The 16235-nt window shown below is 64.1% G+C and carries 16 protein-coding genes and 1 tRNA gene; 10 read left to right on the top strand and 7 right to left on the bottom strand.

Annotated elements, in window-relative coordinates; all coding sequences use genetic code 11:
- Positions 1 to 50 precede the first annotated feature (50 nt).
- Together KM031_RS01010 and aroB are read left to right on the top strand one after the other, a co-directional pair.
- On the top strand, positions 51 to 593 hold the full coding sequence (locus KM031_RS01010) for a shikimate kinase (protein ID WP_215504218.1): 543 nt from the start codon (positions 51 to 53) through the stop codon (positions 591 to 593).
- Positions 594 to 596: 3 nt separating this feature from the next.
- Positions 597 to 1715 (top strand): 3-dehydroquinate synthase, encoded by a 1119-nt coding sequence (gene aroB, locus KM031_RS01005; protein ID WP_215504219.1) that lies wholly within the window; start codon positions 597 to 599, stop codon positions 1713 to 1715.
- Between the two features lie 91 nt (positions 1716 to 1806).
- Here aroB and KM031_RS01000 read toward each other — a convergent pair.
- Positions 1807 to 1881 (bottom strand) — tRNA-Gln (locus KM031_RS01000).
- A gap of 102 nt (positions 1882 to 1983) precedes the next feature.
- Between KM031_RS01000 and KM031_RS00995 the strand changes: the two genes are divergently transcribed.
- The 3 genes from KM031_RS00995 to KM031_RS00985 all read left to right on the top strand — a co-directional run bounded on the left by KM031_RS00995 (position 1984) and on the right by KM031_RS00985 (position 4917).
- Entirely contained in the window at positions 1984 to 3162 is a 1179-nt protein-coding gene (locus KM031_RS00995) for a BaiN/RdsA family NAD(P)/FAD-dependent oxidoreductase (protein ID WP_215504220.1), read from the top strand.
- Between the two features lie 120 nt (positions 3163 to 3282).
- On the top strand, positions 3283 to 3975 hold the full coding sequence (gene rpe, locus KM031_RS00990; RefSeq protein ID WP_215504221.1) for a ribulose-phosphate 3-epimerase: 693 nt from the start codon (positions 3283 to 3285) through the stop codon (positions 3973 to 3975).
- A 138-nt stretch (positions 3976 to 4113) separates the two neighbouring features.
- Positions 4114 to 4917 (top strand): helix-turn-helix transcriptional regulator, encoded by an 804-nt coding sequence (locus KM031_RS00985; protein ID WP_215504222.1) that lies wholly within the window; start codon positions 4114 to 4116, stop codon positions 4915 to 4917.
- Between the two features lie 352 nt (positions 4918 to 5269).
- Here the strand turns inward: KM031_RS00985 and tsf are convergent, their stop codons facing one another.
- A complete protein-coding gene (gene tsf, locus KM031_RS00980) occupies positions 5270 to 6166 on the bottom strand; it encodes a translation elongation factor Ts (protein ID WP_215504223.1) in 897 nt (298 codons plus the stop codon).
- Positions 6167 to 6237: 71 nt separating this feature from the next.
- The gene (gene rpsB, locus KM031_RS00975; protein ID WP_215504224.1) at positions 6238 to 7002 is read right to left on the bottom strand and encodes a 30S ribosomal protein S2; all 765 of its coding nucleotides are present in this window, start codon (positions 7000 to 7002) and stop codon (positions 6238 to 6240) included.
- 260 nt (positions 7003 to 7262) lie between these two features.
- On the opposite strand from rpsB, the gene KM031_RS00970 reads away from it, so the two are divergent.
- The 3 genes from KM031_RS00970 to KM031_RS00960 all read left to right on the top strand — a co-directional run bounded on the left by KM031_RS00970 (position 7263) and on the right by KM031_RS00960 (position 9863).
- Entirely contained in the window at positions 7263 to 8156 is an 894-nt protein-coding gene (locus KM031_RS00970; RefSeq protein WP_215504225.1) for a PfkB family carbohydrate kinase, read from the top strand.
- Positions 8153 to 9070, top strand: a complete 918-nt coding sequence (locus KM031_RS00965; RefSeq protein WP_215504226.1) for a pseudouridine-5'-phosphate glycosidase — start codon at positions 8153 to 8155, stop codon at positions 9068 to 9070. The genes KM031_RS00970 and KM031_RS00965 overlap by 4 nt, the downstream gene beginning before the upstream one ends.
- Positions 9071 to 9155: 85 nt before the next feature.
- Positions 9156 to 9863, top strand: coding sequence for a DUF502 domain-containing protein (locus tag KM031_RS00960; protein WP_215504227.1), 708 nt, complete (start codon positions 9156 to 9158; stop codon positions 9861 to 9863).
- Here KM031_RS00960 and KM031_RS00955 read toward each other — a convergent pair.
- Together KM031_RS00955 and KM031_RS00950 are read right to left on the bottom strand one after the other, a co-directional pair.
- Positions 9843 to 10877, bottom strand: a complete 1035-nt coding sequence (locus tag KM031_RS00955) for a patatin-like phospholipase family protein (protein WP_215504228.1) — start codon at positions 10875 to 10877, stop codon at positions 9843 to 9845. The two genes, KM031_RS00960 and KM031_RS00955, sit on opposite strands and share 21 nt — an antisense overlap.
- A complete protein-coding gene (locus KM031_RS00950; protein WP_215504229.1) occupies positions 10874 to 11647 on the bottom strand; it encodes a 3-hydroxybutyrate dehydrogenase in 774 nt (257 codons plus the stop codon). Before KM031_RS00950 ends, KM031_RS00955 begins: the two co-directional genes overlap by 4 nt.
- A 369-nt stretch (positions 11648 to 12016) precedes the next feature.
- Here KM031_RS00950 and KM031_RS00945 point away from each other — a divergent pair, with 369 nt between their 5' ends.
- On the top strand, positions 12017 to 13834 hold the full coding sequence (locus KM031_RS00945) for an extracellular solute-binding protein (RefSeq protein WP_215504230.1): 1818 nt from the start codon (positions 12017 to 12019) through the stop codon (positions 13832 to 13834).
- 57 nt (positions 13835 to 13891) lie between these two features.
- Positions 13892 to 14014: an entericidin EcnA/B family protein gene (locus tag KM031_RS00940; protein WP_370879036.1), complete on the top strand. Its 123-nt coding sequence runs from the start codon at positions 13892 to 13894 to the stop codon at positions 14012 to 14014.
- Positions 14015 to 14020: 6 nt separating this feature from the next.
- On the opposite strand, the gene KM031_RS00935 is transcribed toward KM031_RS00940, so the two are convergent.
- Together KM031_RS00935 and KM031_RS00930 are read right to left on the bottom strand one after the other, a co-directional pair.
- The gene (locus KM031_RS00935; RefSeq protein WP_215504231.1) at positions 14021 to 15433 is read right to left on the bottom strand and encodes a bifunctional serine/threonine-protein kinase/universal stress protein; all 1413 of its coding nucleotides are present in this window, start codon (positions 15431 to 15433) and stop codon (positions 14021 to 14023) included.
- A gap of 3 nt (positions 15434 to 15436) precedes the next feature.
- A complete protein-coding gene (locus KM031_RS00930) occupies positions 15437 to 16177 on the bottom strand; it encodes a metallophosphoesterase family protein (RefSeq protein WP_215504232.1) in 741 nt (246 codons plus the stop codon).
- Positions 16178 to 16235 lie beyond the last annotated feature (58 nt).

Below are 16235 nucleotides of genomic sequence, written 5' to 3'. Positions count from 1 at the left end.
CGACCGGCGCCGCTTCGCCGTGTATGCGATACGGGGGATGGGGCGGAGCGATGGATCGGCTGAAAAAGACGGTCGTGCTGGTTGGGATGATGGGCGCGGGCAAGACAGCGGTTGGAACGGCGCTGGCGCGTGTGCTGTCGGTGCCATTCTGCGATTCCGACGAGGAAATCGTGAAGGCGGCCCAACGCAGCATTGCAGAAATCTTTGAACGCGATGGTGAGCCGTTCTTTCGCGCCCGCGAAAGCGAGGTTCTGGCCCGTCTGGTGCGCGGATCGCCCTGTGTGCTGTCCACCGGCGGCGGGGCGTTTCTGGCCGAGGCAAACCGTCAGGTGATTGCCGAGGCGGGGGTTTCGGTCTGGCTGCGCGCCGATCTTGATCTGCTGTGGCAAAGGGTGCGGCACAAGACCACGCGGCCCCTGCTGCGCACCGCCAACCCGCGCGAAACGCTGCGCGGGCTTTATGAGGCGCGGGTGCCTGCCTATGCCAAGGCCGATCTGACAGTGGATGCGGCGCCGGAGCTTTCAATCGAGGAGATGGCGCTGCGCGTCGTCGAATCGCTGCGCACGCGCGGCGACGTGCTGGAAAGGATCTGAGACATGGGAATGGATGTGGTGCCGGTCGCACTGGGCGCGCGGTCCTACGAGGTGCGCATCGGGGCCGGGTTGCTGGGCCGGGCCGGGGCTGAAATCGCGCCGCTTCTGCGCCGCAAGCGCGTGGCAGTGGTGACGGATGAAACCGTGGCCGCGCATCATCTGGCAGCGCTTGAGGCGGCGCTGGCCGCCGAGGGCATCGGCATGACCGCGCTGGCCTTGCCGCCGGGCGAAGGCACCAAGGGCTGGCCGGAGTTTGCCCGCTGTGTGGAATGGCTGCTGGAGCAGAAGGTCGAGCGCCGCGATGTGGTGGTGGCCTTTGGCGGTGGCGTGGTGGGCGATCTGGTCGGCTTTGCCAGCGCCGTGCTGCGCCGGGGCGTGCGCTTCGTGCAGATCCCGACCACGCTGCTGGCGCAGGTCGACAGCTCGGTCGGCGGCAAGACCGGCATCAACACCGCGCAGGGCAAGAACCTCGTTGGCGCCTTTCATCAGCCCAGTCTGGTTCTGGCCGATATTGCGGTGCTGGACAGCCTGCCGACCCGCGATTTTCTGGCCGGTTATGGCGAGGTGGTGAAATACGGTCTGCTGGGCGACGCGGCCTTCTTTGACTGGCTGGAGACGCATGGCCCGGCCATGGCCGCAGGCGATGGGGCAGGGCGGCACCATGCCGTGCTGCGCTCGGTGCAGATGAAGGCCGATATCGTGGCGCGCGACGAAACCGAAGAAGGCGACCGGGCGCTGCTGAATCTGGGCCATACCTTCTGTCATGCGCTGGAAAAGGCAACAGGTTACGGCGACCGGCTGCTGCATGGCGAAGGCGTGGCCATCGGCTGTGCGCTGGCGTTCGAACTGAGCCAGCGGCTTGGCCTTTGTGCGCAGGAAGCCCCCAGCCGCGTGCGCGCCCATCTGCGCGCCATGGGCATGAAGGTCGACATTGCCGATATTCCGGGTGATCTGCCGGGAGCCGAGGCTTTGCTGGCGCTGATGGCGCAGGACAAGAAGGTGATCGACGGCAAGCTGCGCTTCATCCTGGCCCGTGGCATCGGGCAGGCCTTCGTGGCCGAGGATGTGCCGGGCGACGCGGTTCTGGGCCTGCTGACCGACGCCCTGGCGCAGCGCCGCTGACACCAGCAAACGACCGGGGGCGCAAAGCCCCCGGACCAGCAGATTTTGACCTGCATCGCAGGCGTTTCTGTCTGTCATGTGAAGGATGATTTGGCTGGGGCGCTAGGATTCGAACCTAGGTATGGCGGTACCAAAAACCGCTGCCTTACCACTTGGCGACGCCCCAACCGTGAGCGGGTGTTTAGCCAAGCTGCACGGAGGCTGCAAGAGCGTTTTTGCGAAAATCCTGCCCGTTGCCGTGCCGCAGCGATCCGTCTAGAAACGCCCCATGACAGAAGTGGATACAGTCGTTCTGGGCGCAGGCGCCGCAGGTTTGTTTGCAGCGATCGAGGCCGGGCGGCGCGGGCGGCGGGTGCTGGTGATCGACCACGCCAAGGCGGCGGGCGAGAAGATCCGCATCTCGGGCGGCGGGCGCTGCAATTTCACCAATCTGGGGATCCGGGCCGAAAGCTTTCTGTCGCGCAATCCGCGCTTCGCGCTGTCGGCGCTCAAACGCTATACGCAATGGGATTTCATCGCGCGGGTCGATGCGGCGGGCATCGGCTGGCATGAAAAGACGCTGGGGCAGCTGTTTTGCGATGGCTCGGCCAAACAGATCGTGGCGATGCTGCTGGAGGATCTGCGCAAGGCGGGCGGGCAGCTGTGGCTGGAGACTGACCTCGGTGCGGTGACGCGGGTGGCGGCAGGGTTTCAGGTGGAAACCTCGCTCGGGCCGGTGCGGGCGGCCAGCGTGGTGGTGGCGACCGGCGGCAAGTCGATCCCGAAAATGGGCGCAACAAGTTACGGCTATCGTATCGCCGAAAGCTTTGGCCTGCCTCTGGTGGAGACGCGCCCGGCGCTGGTGCCGCTGACCCTGGCGGAACAAGAGCTTGAGCCGTTGCGCCAGCTTGCAGGCACTTCGGTTGCGGCGCGGGCCAGTTGTGGCGCGACCGGCTTTGACGAGGCGCTGCTGTTCACCCATCGCGGGCTGTCCGGTCCGGCCATCCTGCAGATCAGTTCCTATTGGCGCGAGGGTGATGCACTGCGGCTGGATCTGGCGCGGGGTGCCGATGCGGCACAGGCCTTGCGCCAGATGCGCCAAGAGGCAGGCCGCATCGCCATCCGCACCGCATTGGCGCGTTTGGTGCCGGAGAAGCTGGCGCGCTACCTGGAGGATGTCTCGGGCCTTCGCGGCAATCTGGCCGATCAGTCCAACGCCAATCTCGACCGGCTGGCGGCGCTGCTGCACGGCTTCACCATCACGCCGGTGGGCAGCGAAGGGTATCGCACCGCCGAGGTGACATTGGGGGGCGTGGACACCGACGCGCTGGATGCGCGCAGCCTTCAGGCCAAATCGGTGCCGGGGTTGTTTTTTGTAGGAGAAGTCGTGGATGTGACCGGATGGCTGGGCGGTTACAATTTCCAATGGGCATGGTCATCGGGCTGGGCGGCTGGTCAGGTTGCTTGAGTCCGATAATGAAGATTATGTAATATTTATACGTTCCGTGGCGGTTTATCTGATCCGCTCTTGCGTATTGCCCCATGGATCAGGCAAAGAGCCACAATCCTGAAGCCCCATGAGGTAAGCATGACCTTCACACGCGCCATAAAGATCGCGCCGTCGATCCTTTCTGCCGATTTCGCCAATTTCGGAGCCGAGTGCGAGGCCATCGAGGCACAGGGCTGCGACTGGGTGCATGTGGATGTGATGGACGGGCACTTCGTGCCGAATATCACTTTTGGGCCAAGCACTTGTGCGGCGATCCGCAAGCACATCAAGGGTGTGATGGACGTGCATCTGATGATTGCGCCGGTCGATTCCTATATCGACGCCTTCGCGGCCTCCGGTGCCGATGTGATCACCGCGCATCTGGAGGCCGGGCCGCATATCCATCGCACGCTGCAAGCCATCCGCGCCACGGGCGCAAAGGCCGGTCTGGCGCTGAACCCCGGAACCGGGATCGACGCGGTGGCGCATCTGCTGGACATGGTGGATCTGGTCTGCGTGATGACGGTGAACCCGGGCTTCGGCGGACAGAAATTCATTCAGTCGCAGGTCGACAAGATGCGCGCCTTGCGGGCCATGATCGGGGATCGTCCGATCCATATCGAGATTGACGGCGGTGTGACGGTGGAGACGGCCCCGCTGGTCGCGGCTGCGGGCGCCGATGTGCTGGTGGCGGGCTCTGCGGTGTTCAAGGGGGGCTCGGTGGCCAATCCGGCGCCTTACGGTGCCAATATCCGCGCCATCCGGGCCGCCGCCGAGGCCGCACAGGGCTGATCGCCCTGCCCTGACATCTGGCTGATCCGCTCGACAAGTCGCGGCAAAGCCAAGTATGACAGAAGCCGGATCTGAAACCAGCCTGTGCGCGGCGGTGTCACCACCCGTCGCGCCTCGGACTGAAAGCGTATCATTGTGATGACTGTTTTGCCTCTGCTGAACCGGATTGCGGCTGCGACTGCGGTGTCAGAGGTGTGGGATCTGGCGGTTTCCTATTTTGCCGACTGCGGCTTTGCGCGGGCCAATTATGGCTTCACCCGGTTCCGCCATGCGGGGTCGATCGGCAACCCGGATGACGCGCTGTATCTGACCTCGTTCAGCCCGGAATACAGCCATTTCTATTTTCGCGACGGCTTTTATGCCCGCACGCCGCTGTATCGGTGGGCGGTCGAGAATGAAGGTATCTGCACCTGGCGCTGGGTCGAAGAGCATATGGCGGCGGGCACCCTGCGCCCGGGCGAGGCCGAGGCCGTGCGGCAGAATGCCCGCCTCGGGTTGCGCGCGGGTCTCACCATCAGCTTTCCCGAAGCCTCGCAGCGACAGAAAGGCGCGCTGGGTCTGGCCGCCGATCCGGGGCTGGACCATGACGCGGTGGATGCGATCTTGCGCGACAAGGGGCCGGGGCTGGAGGCGGTGGCGCATATGATGCACCTCAAGAATTGCCAATTGCCGCTGTCCACGCGGCGGCGGCCGCTGTCTGCCCGCCAGCGCGAGGCGCTGGAATGGGTGGCGGATGGCAAGACCACGCAGGACATCGCCTTGCTGATGGGGGTTTCCCCGGCGATGGTCGAAAAACACCTGCGTCTGGCCCGCGCCGCGCTGGATGTGGAAACCACGGCACAGGCGGTGGCCAAAGGCACCTTGCTGAACCAGATTTTCCTGCTGCCGAAGGCCAATCTGCCTGCCAACCCCGACCATCCGGTCCCCTCGTTGAGCAACTGAACGGCGGCGGGTAAGGAATACCGGACTTACGCAGCGTCAATCCTTATGGCACATAGGGCATGTCCTAGAGTGGTGGCTTCGGCTGTGTGGGACATGCCAAGACAGGGTGTATATTCCGATCCTGCTCTGGCGCTCGGTCTTCGGATCGGGTGACGACCTTGGTCATGCGGTAATTGTCACCGCCTCTGGCCCGGTTTCCTTTTTGCGCTCCGACCTCATCCCCAATGAGGAGCGCGGGAAAAAACGGTGCAGTCCTGGGGACTGCACCGTTTCTTTTTTTGGCGACCCTTGCAATCCGGCCATAAAAAAACGGCGCCCGAAGGCGCCGTCTGGTCTCCGGCCAATGGCAGGATCAGCCTTTGAGGGTTTTCGCCACTTCTGCTGCGAAATCCTCTTTCTCTTTTTCGATGCCTTCGCCGACAGCCATGCGCACAAAGGCCACAACTTCGACGCCCGCGTCCTTGGCAGCCTGGCCCACGGTCACATCGGGGTTCAGCACGAATTGCTGGTTCAGCAGCGTCACTTCGCTGAAGAAACGCTTCATGCGGCCCGGGATGATGTTGTTCTGGATCACGGCTTCCGGCTTCGGTTTTGCCGAAGTCGCATTTTCTTCCAGCGCCTTCTGGGTCTGCACGGCCAGCTCACGCTCGACCACGGTCTGATCCAGATCCGCTTCCGAAAGGGCCAGCGGGTTGGTTGCGGCGATGTGCATGGCGATTTGCTTGGCAATGCCGTTGTCGGTGCCCTTCACGGCCACCAGCACGCCGATGCGGCCCATTTCGGGGGTCGCGGCGGTGTGGACATAGGCAGCAACCGAATCGCCTTCGACCACGGCCATCCGGCGCAGGGTCATGTTTTCGCCGATGATGGCGATGGCATCGGTCAGCGTGGCCTCGACGGTTTTGCCGCCCAGGTCTGCCGCTTTCAGCGCGTCGACATCAGCCACGTTCAGGGCGGCTTTGGTGAAGTTCGACACCAGCGCCTGGAAGTCTGCGTTCTTGCCGACGAAATCGGTTTCCGAGTTCACTTCGACAGCGACGCCCTTGCCACCGGACACGGCCACGCCGACCAGACCTTCGGCGGCCACGCGGTCCGCTTTCTTGGCGGCTTTGGCAAGGCCCTTGGTGCGCAGCCAATCCACGGCGGCTTCCATGTCGCCTGCGGTTTCGGTCAGTGCTTTTTTGGCATCCATCATGCCTGCGCCGGTCGAATCGCGCAGTTCTTTCACCATCTGGGCGGTGATTGTCATTTCACATCTCCTGAAAACGGATGAAACCCGGCAGAGTTAACCCCGCCGGGCAACAGTCATGCGACAAAGCCTCAGGCTTCGGCGACAGCTTCTTCTTCCGGGGCCACGTCCAGCGCGCCAAGGTCGACACCGGCGGCGCCAAGCTGCGCCGACATGCCGTCAAGGGCTGCGCGGGCGATCAGGTCGCAATAGAGCGCGATGGCACGGGCTGCATCGTCATTGCCGGGGATGATGTAATCCACGCCTTTGGGCGAGCAGTTGGTGTCAACCACGGCCACAACCGGGATGCCGAGCTTCTGTGCTTCGAGGATGGCGAGGTCTTCCTTGCCAACGTCGATGATGAAGATCAGGTCGGGCGTGCCGCCCATTTCACGGATGCCGCCCAGCGAGGCTTGCAGCTTGGACTGCTCGCGCTCCATGTTCAGGCGTTCTTTCTTGGTCAGGCCTTCGGCGCCATGCGCCATCAGCTCGTCGATCTGCTTCAGACGGTTGATCGACTGCGACACGGTTTTCCAGTTGGTGAGCGTGCCGCCCAGCCAGCGGTGGTTCATGTAGAACTGCGCGCAACGCTCTGCGGCCTCGGCGATCGGCTTCTGGGCCTGACGCTTGGTGCCGACGAACAGGATGCGACCGCCCTTGGCGACGGTGTCGCGCACGACTTTCAGCGCCTGATCCAGCATCGGAACGGTCTGCGTCAGGTCGAGAATGTGAATCCCGTTGCGGTCGCCGTAGATGAATTCACCCATCTTCGGGTTCCAACGTGCGGTCTGGTGACCGTAGTGAACGCCAGCTTCCAGCAGCTGACGCATCGAAAATTCGGGGAGCGCCATGTCCATATCCTTTTCCGGTTTGCGCCTCGGCGAAGCCTTGAGGGTTTGCACCCAACCGGCGGACTCATGAGGATGTCTCCCCCATGAAGCCCAAGCCTCGCCTGTGAAGTGGCGGTGCCATAGCCCCTGCCCGCCCGGATTGCAACCCCGCCCGCCGAAACTTGGCGCGCCAGCTCCGGCTTTTGCCAAAATACCTGTAGTCCGGCTCCCGACATGCGCCACGGACCGCCCTTGCACGCCGCCCGTGGCTGGGCGACAAGACGGGTATGACACAGCCAGACATCCTTTGCATCGGGTCTGTCCTTTGGGACATCATCGGCCGCTCTCCCACCGCGATGCGGCTGGGATCGGATGTGCCGGGCCGCATTACCCGCCTGCCGGGCGGGGTTGCCATGAATATCGCAATGACGCTGCGCCGCTTCGGGCTGGTGCCGGGTCTGCTGACCACCGTGGGCCGCGATGCCGAGGGTGACGAGCTGGTCGCCGCCTGCGCGCGCATGGGCATGATCACCGATCACATCTATCGGTCCGAAGATCTGCCGACCGACCGTTATATGGCGATTGAAGGCGCGAATGGCCTGATCGCCGCGATTGCCGATGCCCATTCCCTCGAAGCCTCGGGCGACAAGATCCTGCGCCCGCTGGCCGATGCGCGGCTGGGCAGTGCTGCTGCCCCCTGGGCAGGGTTGATCGCGCTGGACGGCAATCTGACCGAGGCCCTGCTGGCGCAGATTGCGGCCTCGCCGCTGTTTGCCGCCGCCGATCTGCGGGTGGCCCCGGCCAGCCCCGGCAAGGCAGAGCGGCTGACGCCGCTGCTGGCCCATCCGCGTGCCACGCTTTATGTGAACCTCGAAGAGGCCAGCATCCTCTGCGCGACCGAATTTCACAGCGCCCCCGAGGCCGCCGCTGGCCTGCTGGCGCGCGGCGCGCACCGGGTTCTGGTCACCCATGGCGGTGCTGTCTGCGCCGAAGGCACGCGCGGGGCCGGTGTGATCAGCGACAGCCCGCTGCCGGTTCTGGTGACCCGGATCACTGGCGCGGGCGATACTTTCATGGCCGCGCATATCGTTGCCGAACGGCGCGGCGCGGCGCGGGCCCCGGCGCTGGCCTCGGCGCTGCGCGCGGCTGCCACCTATGTTTCAGGAGAAATCGGATCATGACTGCCCCGTTGACCTATACGCCCGAAGTGGCCGCCGCCCTGAAAGAGGGTCGCCCCGTCGTCGCGCTGGAATCCACCATCATCACCCATGGGATGCCCTTCCCGCAGAATGTCGAGGCGGCCCGCGCGGTCGAGGCCGAGGTGCGCGCCCATGGCGCGGTGCCCGCCACCATCGCCGTGATGGGCGGGCGCATCCATATCGGGCTGACCGATGCCGAACTGGACGCTCTGGGCAAGGCCGATCATGTGATGAAGCTCAGCCGCGCCGATCTGGCAGCCTGTCTGGCCATGGGGCACATGGGGGCGACCACGGTTGCCGCCACGATGATCTGCGCCGCGCTGGCGGGCATCCATGTCTTTGCCACTGGAGGCATCGGCGGTGTGCATCGCGGTGCAGAAAGCTCGTTCGACATTTCCGCCGATCTGCCGGAGCTTGCTGCCTCGGCGGTGACGGTGGTGGCGGCGGGGGCCAAGGCCATTCTGGATCTTCCCAAGACGCTGGAAGTGCTGGAAACCCAGGGCGTGCCGGTCATCGCCTATGGGCAGGATGAGTTTCCGGCCTTCTGGTCGCGCTCGTCCGGCATCAAGGCGCCCTTGCGCATGGACAGTGCCGCGCAGATTGCCGCAGCACATCTGATGCGCGGCACGCTGGGCCTGCCCGGTGGGCAGCTGGTCGCCAACCCGATCCCCGCCGAGGCCGAGATTGCCCGCGAAGAGATCAACCCGGTGATCGAGGCCGCACTGGCCGAGGCCACGGCACAATCCATCGCCGCCAAGGAGGTGACACCCTTCCTGCTGGACCGCATGTTTGAACGCACCGCAGGCCGGTCGCTGGAGGCGAATATCGCGCTGGTGCTGAACAACGCGCGTCTTGGCGCGGCAATTGCGATAGAAATCGCCGCTCAACGCGGCTGAGCGCGCCAAAGACGGCGAATTTGCCGCCTTGGAGATTGTAGGTGCGCCCCGGTGCCCCTACATTCCTCCCGTCTCAGGAGGGTTCATGGAAGACCAACACCACCACCCCGCCCGCAAGCGCGGGCTGTTTGCCGGATTGCGGGCCAGTTTTCTGACAGGATTGGTGGTGGTGCTGCCGATCGGGCTGACCATCTATCTGGTCTATACGGTGGTCGGCTGGATCGACAGCTGGATCCTGCCGCTGATCCCATGGTCCTGGCGCCCCGAACAACTGGTGGAATATTACCTTGGACCGGAGGCCACCTTTCCGGTGCGGGGTGTCGGTGTCATCGTGTTTCTGGTGTTCACCGTCGCCATCGGCTGGATCGCCAAGGGGCTGATCGGGCGGTCGCTGATCGCGCAGGGCGAGGCGCTGGTGGACCGGATGCCGGTGGTGCGCTCGGTCTATGGCGGGTTCAAGCAGATCACCGAAACCTTCTTTGCCAAATCCGAAAAAAGCTTCGACAAGACCTGTCTGGTGGAATTTCCGCGCCCCGGTTCCTGGGCCGTCGGCTTTGTTGCGACCACCGCCAAGGGCGAGATCGCCACAAAACTCCCCACAGACAAACCGATGCTGGCGGTGTTTGTGGCGCTGACCCCGCTGACCTCGGGTATCCTGCTCTATGTGCCCGAAGAAGATGTGATCCTGCTCGACATGAAGGCGGATGACGCGGTGAAGCTGATCGTGTCTGCCGGGCTGGTGTCGCCCGGCAACAAAGATGTGCGGGCGCTGTTAACCGAAGAGGCCGCGTAGATCGACGGAACTGCGCTGGCCAAGGCAGGCGCGGTGTTCGGCCAGAAACGCGGTGCAGGCCGCCTGCCCCGCGGATTTCAGGCGGGTCAGCAGCGCTGGTGACGGGCTGAGTTTGCTGCCCGCGCCCAATTCGTTCATCAGGCTGTCATCCGCGATCAGATGCAGGCTCAGATCCTTCATGGATCCTCGGGGCATCCGCCCTTCGGCAATCAGCCGCTTGACGAAATTCACCGCGCGCAATTCGCCCAGCAGCGCCGCGTTGAAGCTGATTTCATTGATGCGGTTCTGAATTTCAACCGGCGTTATCGGCACCGCCTCGCGCCGCAGCGGGTTGATCGAGATGATCAGGATGTCATCGGGCAGATGCGGCTGATAAAGCGGGAACAGCGCGGGATTGCCGGTAAAGCCGCCATCCCAGAACACTTCATCCTGGCCGGTGGCCGGGTCGCGCAGCTCCACCGCCTGAAACACCGTGGGCAGGCAGGCCGAGGCCAGCAGCACCGCAGGCGAGATTTCGGCCCCGGCAAAGACGCGGATCTTGCCCGACCGCACATTGGTGGCCGAAATGAACAGATCCGGCCCCTCGCCCGCGCAGAGCTTGGTGAAATCGAACCGCGCCACCACCTCATGCAGCGGGTTCTGCCAAAGCGGCCCCCATGCGTAAGGCGTGAACAGCTGCGCGGCCAGCCCGGCAGGCGATACCGGCAGACTGGCCGCCACCGCCTCGGTCATCGCGGTGGCCAGCGGGAAGGTGGCGCTGATCCAGCGCGTCACCCGCAGATCACCCAATTCGCCCACATCGCCCCACAGCCGGTCCAGACTGTCGCGCGCGCCTTGCACCCCGCCTTCCAGCAGGCCGATCTTCAGCGCCGCCGCATTCAGCGCCCCGGCCGAGGTGCCGGTGATCCCGGCAATCTCGATGTCAGGCTCTTGCAGCAGCCGGTCCAGCACCCCCCAAGTAAAGGCGCCATGCGCGCCGCCCCCCTGCAGGGCGAGGTTCAGGCGGATTGTCACAATGCGGTCCAGCCCCCGTCAACGGATATGGTGGTGCCGGTGATCTGATCTGCCGCCGGGCTGCACAGGAACACCACCGTTCCGCCCATCTGTTCCACCGTTGCAAACTGCCGCGACGGCTGGCGTTGCAGCATCACATCGCGGATCACCGTTTCGCGGTCCATGTTATGCACCTTCATCTGATCGGGGATCTGCGCTTCGACCAGCGGGGTCAGCACATACCCGGGGCAGACCGCGTTGCAGGTGATACCCTGCCCCGCCGTTTCCAGCGCCACGGTTTTTGACAGGCCGACCACGCCATGTTTCGCGGCGATATAAGCGGATTTGAACGGCGAGGCGGTCAGGCCATGCGCCGAGGCGATATTGACCACCCGGCCCCAGCCCTTGGCCCGCATCCCCGGCAGGGCGACGGCGGTGGTGTGAAAGGCCGAATTGAGGTTGATCGCGATGATCGCATTCCACTTGTCGACCGGGAATTCATCCACCGGGGCCACATGCTGGATCCCGGCATTGTTCACCAGAATATCGCAGCCCCCGGCCTTTTCGATCAGCGCGCGGCAGTCATCGCCCTTCGACATGTCGGCAGCGATATAACGCACGGTCACGCCATAGTCGGCGGCGAGGCGTGCCGCCAGCGCATGGTCCTCGTCGCGGTCGGTGAAGCTGTTGATCACCACATCCGCCCCGGCCTTTGCCAGCTCTTCGGCAATGCCAAGGCCGATACCGGAATTCGACCCGGTGATGACGGCACGTTTACCTTTGAGGATCATCGCTTCACTCCACGTTTTGACACTTGTGGCCCCAACATAGGTGCTGCCCGGCAGGATGATAGCCCCCTCTTGCCGCAACGCAGCGCAAAGCGCGGGCGGCAGTGGTGCGGGCGGCTTTTCGCCAATCGGCGGCGGCTGGCGGGATCGTCGATTGCAGCCGGATCACAGCTGGCCCAAAAGAAAAAAACGCCGGCGCGAAGCCGGCGTTAAGTTATTGAGGCAGGTTTCATACAGGCAAGAAACCTATCGAGCAGTGAGACCCTTATACCCCTCCAAAGGCGGCTGGCCAAGTTAAAAGTTTGAAAAGGTTCAGAAGCCGCCGTAGTGTCCGGCCCAAGAAAAACAGGCGATGACGGGATTGTTGCGCGGATGAGACAGGACTTTTTCACAGCATTGCGCCGGATCTGGCTGGGTGCGGGGCTGATTTTGCTGGCATGGCCCGCGCTTGGCGACTCACCCTCGCATGCCATAGCTATGTATGGAAAACCTGCCCTTCCACCTGATTTTGTGTCGCTTCCCTATGCGAACCCCGATGCCCCCAAGGGCGGGCGCATCGTGTTCGGTGAAGGCGGCGGCTTTGACAGCCTCAACCCCTTCATCGTCAAGGGCAACGCGCCGATCCATGTGACGACCTACACGGTCGAGACCTTGCTGGGTCGCAGTCTGGATGAGCCCTTCTCGCTTTACGGGCTTCTGGCCGAATCGGTCCAGACCGATGCCGCGCGCAGCTATGTCGAATATACCCTGCGCCCGGAGGCCCGATTCTCGGACGGGTCTGCCGTGACTCCCGAAGATGTGATCTGGTCGTTCGAGACTTTGGGCACCCAGGGCCAGCCGCGCTATGCCGGGGCCTGGACCAAGATCGCCCGCGCCGAGATCACCGGACCGCAGGCCGTTCGCTTTACCTTCAACACCCCCGACCGGGAACTGCCGCTGATCCTTGGCCTGCGCCCGATCCTGAAAAAGGCGCAATGGCAGGGGCGCGATTTCACGGCCTCGACGCTGGAGGCACCGATCGGCTCCGGCCCCTATGCGGTGGCGGCGTTCGAGCCGGGACGCTTCATCAGCTTTCGCAAGCGGGCGGATTGGTGGGGCAAGGATCTGCCCTTCTATCGCGGCCAGCACAATCTGGATGAAATCCGCATCGACTATTTCGGCACCGACACCTCGCTGTTCGAGGCGTTCAAGGCGGGCAGCATTTCCAGCTATCGGGAAACCAATCCGGCGAAATGGATCAGCAATTTCACCTTCCCCGCCGTCGCCTCGGGTGCGGTGATCAAGGCCGAAATTCCGCATGGCCGCCCCTCGGGTATCGAGGGCTTTGCCTTCAACACCCGCAAGCCGCTGTTTGCCGACTGGCGCGTGCGCGAGGCGCTGATCCATGCCTTCAATTTTGAACTGGTAAACCAGACGCTGAATGGCGGGGTGCAGCCGCGCATCACCTCGTATTTCTCCAACTCGGATCTGGGCATGGGGATCGGACAGGCCCCCACAGGCCGGGTGCGGGCGCTGCTGGAGCCGTTTGCCGCCGATCTGCTGCCCGGCGCGCTGGAGGGCTACAGCCTGCCGGTGTCCAACGGCTCCGAAGCCAACCGCGCGGGCATCCGGACCGCGAGCCGCCTTCTGGCCGAGGCTGGATGGACGGTGCAGGATGGCCGGCTGCAAAACGCGGCGGGCCAGCCCTTCGCCTTTGAAATCCTGCTGACACAGGGCCAGGACGAGATGATATCCGCCGCGACGATCTATATCGAGGCGTTGAAACGGCTGGGCATCACCGCGCGCATCACCACGGTGGACAATGCGCAATACAAGGAACGCACCAACGCCTACAACTTCGACATGACCCATTTCATCCGCTCGCTGTCGCTCAGCCCCGGCAATGAACAGGTGCTGTATTGGGGCGCGCGGGGTGTGACCGAACCGGGCACTCGCAACTGGCCGGGCATTGCCTCGCCTGCAGTCGAGGCGATGATCTCGCGGATCCTGACCACCGAGGATCCCGCCGAATATGCCGCGGCGACACAGGCGCTGGACGTTGTGCTGACCACGGGTAGATATGTGATTCCGCTGTGGTATTCTAAGGTTTCCCGGCTCGCCTATCGTAAAGAGTTCCAGTATCCGGACCGCTTGCCGCTCTATGGCGACTGGCCCGGCTTTCAACCCGAAGTGTGGTGGGTGAAAAACTGACGGCACGGGGCGCACCCCGGCCTTGCGACAAGAACCAAGAAACTGAGGCAGAAGACGATGACCCTGAAGAAACTGCTGTTGATCGCAGCGCTGGCCGCGCTGGCAGGCTGCGCCACCGTGGATGGCGTCGGGCGTGATATTTCGGGCGGCGCGAACCGTGTGGCAGGCTGGCTGGGCTGACGCCGTTCAGCCCTCTGCCGCCCCCCTGTCGCGCAGACGGATCACCGTCACGCTGCAATGCGACTGCGCCACAACCTGACTGGACACCGACCCGAGATAGCGCCGGGTCGTTGAATGGCCACGCGCGCCGGTCAGGATGTGGTCAACGTGGTTGTGGCGGGCATAGTCGATGATCGCAGCCGCCGGATCGGTGTTTTCCAGCACGGTAAAGGTCAGCCGGTCCTCGCCCAGTTCAATGCCTTCGGCCCAGTGGCGCAGCGCCACCAACCGCGCGACATGCAGGTTGTTGCCCTGATCGTCCACCGCGCTGTCGATGGCGATGCGATGGGTCTTGATCACATTGACACAGGCCACCCGTGTGTCGGGTTCGGTGACCAGCATCCGCTGCACCGTATCGCGCAACTGATCGGCCAGCCGTTCCATCTCGGGCGACAGATCGACCGCCACCAGCAGGATCGGCGCCTTGCTGATCTGCGCCTGCACCGACACCGGCGCGGCAAAGCTGCGTCGCTTGCGCATCTGCCACCAGCGCCGCAGCACCACGCGCCAGCCATCGCCCTTGCGGCGCAGCGCGCGGTCGGTCAGCCGCACCTGCTGCGGATGGGTCAGATCGAACAGGATCTGTGCGGCGGTCTGATAGCGTCTGGCGGGATCGACCTCTAGCGCGCGCAGGATGATTTCCTGCAACCAGTCCGGCAGGCCGGGCACCAGCGCCGCAGGCGGCACCGGATCGCGCCACAGCCGCTTGCGCACCCCCGACAGCTTTTCCGGCTTGCCAAAGGGCAGCCGTCCGGTGGCCAGTTCATAAATCATCGCCCCCAGCGCAAAGATGTCGCTGCGCGGATCGCTGCGCGAGCGCAGATATTGTTCGGGCGCGATATAGGGAAAGGTGCCCATCGGAATGGTGAATTCTTCTGACAGCAGATCGGGCAGATGATCGTGGCGCGACAGGCCGTAATCCACCAGAACCATCTCGCCACCGGGGCGTTGCAGGAAATTTTCGGGTTTCAGGTCCAGATGGGTCACATGCTGGCGATGCAGGTCATGCACCGCCGCTGCCATGCGCGCGGCCACCTCGATCACCTCGGACAGCGGGCGCGGCGCGGTCTTGAACAGCGCCAGCATCGACTCGCCGGGGATCCGTTCGGTGACGATATAGGGCATCACCGAAAAATCACCGACGCCGAACACCCGCGGCACATGCGCTCCGTCCAGCCGCGGCAGGATCATCTGCTCCACCTCGAAACCCACGATGGTCGGGCCGTCATAGCCATCCAGGATCTTCGGCACCTTCATCACCAGCGGCGTGCGATAAAGCGCGTGTGTCACCTCCCAGATGGTGGCAAAGCCGCCTTCATGCAGCTTTTCACCAAGGGTGAAGCCGTCGATCTCCAATCCCGGATGCGGGCGGGTTTTCATCGCTCAGGCTCCTGACAGAAGACGCATGGCAAGGCTTTCGGGCAGGCCTTCGGCGCGCAGCTTTGCAACGGTGGTGGCGGTATCATAGGGGATGCGAAAGAAGGTCAGCTCGTTGCTGGTGGTGTCCATCAGCGCATAGGCGGCCAGCGGCCGCCCGTCGCGTGGCTGGCCCACCGCTCCCACCACCGCCAGCCAGCGCCGCGACCGGATCAGCGGCACCGGCATCGCAAAGGGAAAACGCTGCGCCTGCACGCCGCCGCCCATATCGCAGCTGATCAGCGCCGGCACATGCACATGGCCGCAGAAGATCACCCGCTCGGGGCAGACCCGGAACGACGGCATCGCCCGCTGGGCCGAGCTGACATAGATCCAGTCCTGCGGATCATGGGCGCTGGCATGAACGAACAGCAGATCCTCGTGCCGCTGCCGAAGCGGCAGACCGGCAAGAAACCCGGCCTGTTCTGGTGACAGGCGCGGCCGCGTCCAATCCATCGCCCGGCGGGCGGTGATGTTCATGGCGGTATCAGGTTTCAGCACCGCCGCATCGTGATTGCCCTGCACCGCCAGCGCGCCCGCCTGCACCAGCGCAATGGCGCGGGTACAGCACCACTCCGGGTCGGGGCCATAGCCGACGATATCACCCAGCAGCACGATCTGGTCCACCTTGCGGTTTTCGACATCGGCCAGAACAGCGGCAAAGGCCTCGCGGTTGGCATGGATGTCCGTCAGAATCGCAATCCGCATCGCTCATGCCTCCCCGGCCATGTCCGCAGCCTAGGCCGCGCGGCGGGCTGCGACAATC

Source organism: Gemmobacter fulvus (assembly GCF_018798885.1).
Lineage (GTDB): Bacteria > Pseudomonadota > Alphaproteobacteria > Rhodobacterales > Rhodobacteraceae > Gemmobacter > Gemmobacter fulvus.
This window is presented reverse-complemented; position numbering and strand designations above follow the sequence as displayed.

Bases quoted from the DNA above. Each gene is read 5' to 3' on its own strand.
- KM031_RS00935 (WP_215504231.1), bottom strand. From the start codon at position 15,433: ATGAAAACCCGCCCGCATCCGGGATTGGAGATCGACGGCTTCACCCTT.
- KM031_RS00945 (WP_215504230.1), top strand. From the start codon at position 12,017: ATGAGACAGGACTTTTTCACAGCATTGCGCCGGATCTGGCTGGGTGCG.
- KM031_RS00960 (WP_215504227.1), top strand. From the start codon at position 9,156: ATGGAAGACCAACACCACCACCCCGCCCGCAAGCGCGGGCTGTTTGCC.
- KM031_RS00985 (WP_215504222.1), top strand. From the start codon at position 4,114: ATGACTGTTTTGCCTCTGCTGAACCGGATTGCGGCTGCGACTGCGGTG.
- KM031_RS00950 (WP_215504229.1), bottom strand. From the start codon at position 11,647: ATGATCCTCAAAGGTAAACGTGCCGTCATCACCGGGTCGAATTCCGGT.
- rpsB (WP_215504224.1), bottom strand. From the start codon at position 7,002: ATGGACATGGCGCTCCCCGAATTTTCGATGCGTCAGCTGCTGGAAGCT.
- KM031_RS00940 (WP_370879036.1), top strand. From the start codon at position 13,892: ATGACCCTGAAGAAACTGCTGTTGATCGCAGCGCTGGCCGCGCTGGCA.
- KM031_RS00930 (WP_215504232.1), bottom strand. From the start codon at position 16,177: ATGCGGATTGCGATTCTGACGGACATCCATGCCAACCGCGAGGCCTTT.
- KM031_RS00995 (WP_215504220.1), top strand. From the start codon at position 1,984: ATGACAGAAGTGGATACAGTCGTTCTGGGCGCAGGCGCCGCAGGTTTG.
- aroB (WP_215504219.1), top strand. From the start codon at position 597: ATGGGAATGGATGTGGTGCCGGTCGCACTGGGCGCGCGGTCCTACGAG.
- tsf (WP_215504223.1), bottom strand. From the start codon at position 6,166: ATGACAATCACCGCCCAGATGGTGAAAGAACTGCGCGATTCGACCGGC.
- KM031_RS00965 (WP_215504226.1), top strand. From the start codon at position 8,153: ATGACTGCCCCGTTGACCTATACGCCCGAAGTGGCCGCCGCCCTGAAA.
- rpe (WP_215504221.1), top strand. From the start codon at position 3,283: ATGACCTTCACACGCGCCATAAAGATCGCGCCGTCGATCCTTTCTGCC.
- KM031_RS00970 (WP_215504225.1), top strand. From the start codon at position 7,263: ATGACACAGCCAGACATCCTTTGCATCGGGTCTGTCCTTTGGGACATC.
- KM031_RS01010 (WP_215504218.1), top strand. From the start codon at position 51: ATGGATCGGCTGAAAAAGACGGTCGTGCTGGTTGGGATGATGGGCGCG.